Source organism: Streptomyces sp. col6 (assembly GCF_008042035.1).
Classification (GTDB): Bacteria; Actinomycetota; Actinomycetes; order Streptomycetales; family Streptomycetaceae; genus Streptomyces.
The window spans coordinates 749,587-752,977 of the sequence record NZ_RDBL01000002.1; the positions used below are offsets into that span (position 1 = coordinate 749,587).

A 3,391-nucleotide genomic window follows, 5' to 3' on the forward strand; every position below is an offset into this window, starting at 1 on the left:
ACCCGAAGCCCCCCGCCCTCTCCCGGCTGCCCTCGCTGACCGGTCTGAGGTTTCCCGCCGCCCTGGCCGTCTTCGTCCACCACGCCTTCCTGCCGATCGTCCCGCTGCGGCTGCTCGCCGACGACGGCACGGCGGACCGGCTGGCCGGCTGGTTCACCCAGGCCGGCGGGCTCGGTGTGACGTTCTTCTTCGTGCTCAGCGGCTTCGTCCTGACCTGGTCGGCCCGGGACAACGACACCACCAGGGGCTTCTGGCGGCGCAGGTTCGTCAAGATCTACCCGTTGTACGTGGTCACCTGGGCGCTGGCGGTCTCGCTGTTCGCGATGTACTACACCTCGGTCCGGCTGGCCGTCGCGAACCTGTTCATGCTCCATGTGTGGGTGCCCCAGTACATGACCAACTTCAGCGTGAACGCCCCCAGTTGGTCGCTCGCCGTCGAAGCGGTCTTCTACCTGGCCTTCCCGTTCCTGCTGAGGGCCTTCCGCCGTATCGACCCCCGCAACCTCAAGTACTGGATCACCGGGGCCTTCGCCGTGATCGCGGCCACCCCGGCGCTGGCCTACGCCCTGTTCCCGGACTCCCCGCGTATCACCAGCGGCCACGAGAGCTCCGTCTCGCAGTACTGGTTCAGCTACGTCCTGCCGCCGGTCCGCATGGCCGACTTCGCCCTCGGCATCCTGGTCGCGCTCGCCGTCAAGCACGGGCGCTGGCGCAACATCGGCATGGCCTGGTCGGCCCTGCTGCTCGCCGCCTCGTACGCCGCGACCGCCTATGTGCCCTACCTCTACGGGCAGCGCGCCGTCATGATCGTGCCGATCGTGCTGCTCATCGCGGCCACCGCCACGGCCGACATCGAGGGCCGCGCCACCTGGTTCCGCAGCCGCGCGATGATCTGGCTGGGCGAGGTCTCGTTCGCCTTCTACCTGGTCCACTACATCGTGCTGTGCTCGCTGCGCTGGGCGTTGGGGGAGGACCGGATGTTCTCCACCCCGGCCACCGTCGCCATGATGGCCGGTGCGGCCGTCACCTCGCTCCTGATGTCCTGGGCGCTCTACGCCTGGGTCGAGAAGCCCTTCGTACGCAAGTACAGCCGCCCCCGCAAGGCCGCGCGGGTTTGAGGCGACCACACCACACGACGACGCCGGGATGCCCTCGGGGCATCCCGGCGTGATGTCGGCGGCGAGGAAAGCGGAAGGACTATTTCATGAGAGGAAGGAGAAGGAAGCCCCTCCATGGCCTCGCCACGGGCAACGTTAGCAGTCAGGCCGGGATCAGGTCGCGCAGATTTTCCGGCGTGACGACCACGGAATCCGGATGCAGCCCGTCGGGCCGTTCCAGACCGATGTACGTGACCGGTCCGTCGGGGACCGATGTGCCGTCCCACAGCGCGACCGTCGCCCCGCGCCCCTCCCGCAGGCCGGTGAGGTACCCGACCGTCAGGTACTCGCGCTCGACGATCCCGCTCAGCAGCGCCGCCACGGACACCCGGTTCCCCTCGACCCGGTTGGCGTTCGGCGCGCCCGTCAGGTACAGGTGCAGCCACTTGGCCCGCCAACGGCCGTCGTCCCCACGCAGGAACGCCAGCGGAAGCGCGACCCGTCCCCGCCCGCGCAGCTCGGACTTCATCCGGACCGTACGCGGCTCGAACGGGCGGCCCGCCTGCTCGGCGTCACGCGTCATGAACCCGAAGAACGACTCCTCGACGGCCTCGAAGCTCTCCCCGGAGAAGATGTTGACCTGCGGCACGATGAAGTCGCCGCGTACCGCGCCCAGCCGCAGATTGATGAACTCCGAGGCCCCGTCGGGTGCTTCCGTGATGTCGCCGGAGTGCTCGCCCTCGATCTCGGTGAGCGCGGTGTACGACAGCCAGCACACCGTCGTGTAACGGGCGTCGAGCATCAGCGCCGACAGATCGAAGTCGGTGGTGTGCTTCGCCTGCTTCCAGTACACGAAGAAGCGCAGCAGCTCGCCGTCCACGGGGGAGAGGGAACCCCGGGGCAGCACCCCGAGGCCGGCCGCCGTCGACTTGCCGCTGAGCGGGAGCGCCACATCGAGGATGTCCGGGTCGACCAGCAGCCGCCCGCCCTCCGGCAGGCGGCGGGCCGCCTCGGCGTCCAGCGCGGCGACCAGGCGGTCCCGCGCGGACTCCGGGACCGGGGCGCGCCTGTCCTCGGTGACCCAGGCGCGGGCGCGCTGGTTGACGAAGAAGCGCCGCGCGGCCGGCTCCGCCCTCCGGTTGTGCAGGTGCTCGCGGACGGACAGCAGCACCCGGCCGGAGACCTGCGGGGCCACCTGCTCGGCGGCGGCCACGACGGCGTCGCGCTCCTCGTCGGTGCGGCAGCCGCGCAGCAGCCGGTCCAGGGCGCGGAACAGCTTGCCGGGGGCCGCCGCCAGGAGGCGTGCCGCGCCCGCGGTGTCGCCGGCGGCGAGCACTTCCTCGACGCGGCTGTCGAGGGACCGGGCCTCCTTCTCGCCCCGGGCGACGGCGAAGACCTCCGCGGCGTGCGGGCGGTCCGGGTACTCGTGCGGGTGCAGCCGCTCGCCGAGGCGCTTGAACGCCTCGCGGTGCGCGGAGACGTCGGCGAGCTTGGCGGGGGCCGCTGCGACCACGGCGTCCAGCCCGGCCATCAGCGCCCGGCGCACCGGCCGCGACAGCGACCGGAACCGGGTCGGCTCCACCAGACTCACATCGCCGTCGCTCAGCGCGCAGGCCAGGCGCAGCACATCGGTGACGGTGTCCAGCAGGAGGTCCCGGCCGGCGGCGAGGCGCGCCCTGTTGACGACGGCCCGGTTCTCCCGCACGGGTATGGACTCCGGCTGCGGGCCGTCCACGCAGTGCGCGGCGAGCACACCGAGGTCGCGCAGGTGCTCCTCGTTCAGCGGGGTGCTGCTGCCGGCGAGGGAGAGGTAGAGCGCGGAGACCTCGTTGTCCGGGGAATCGCCCAGGTGCAGCACGGTCATGCGGTCGCCCGCAGCGGCGATCAGCTCGTCCTGGACGGCGAGCATCTCCTCGTACGTGTGCTGGTAGCGGCCGTACGACGGCAGGGTCAGCAGGTTCACCGCCCCCGTGCTCAGCTGCGCGAGGACGGCCGGGCGCGCGGTCTCGTCGAGCAGCGCGTCGGCGACGCACTTCCACCAGAAGTCGAGCGTGTCCGGCACTCCCGCCGGGAAGTCGATGAAGTAGCTGTTGTGCCGGACGTGGTCGCCCACCATCTCGCGCACGACGCCCAGCGTGAGCCGGGCGGTCTCCGCCACCGTCTGCTCGGACATCGCCGACAGGTGCTCCAGCACGGCGCCCGAGAGCTTGAAGCCCACGGACATGAGCGCGGAGTCGAACTGCCGTGCCGCCGCACCGCCTTGGCCGGCGGGCCCGGAGGGGGCGGGCAGGCGG

General features: G+C 71.4%; 2 protein-coding genes. One reads left to right on the top strand and one right to left on the bottom strand.

The genetic code is table 11. From position 1 onward, the window contains the following. Positions 1-1,118: acyltransferase family protein (locus tag EAO73_RS03390; protein ID WP_224756156.1), on the top strand; the 1,118-nt coding region annotated here is incomplete at its 5' end. 142 nt (positions 1,119-1,260) lie between these two features. On the opposite strand, the gene EAO73_RS03395 is transcribed toward EAO73_RS03390, so the two are convergent. Next, positions 1,261-3,391, bottom strand: a 2,131-nt coding sequence (locus EAO73_RS03395; RefSeq protein WP_147969948.1) for a TerD family protein, incomplete at its 5' end; no start/stop codon positions are given.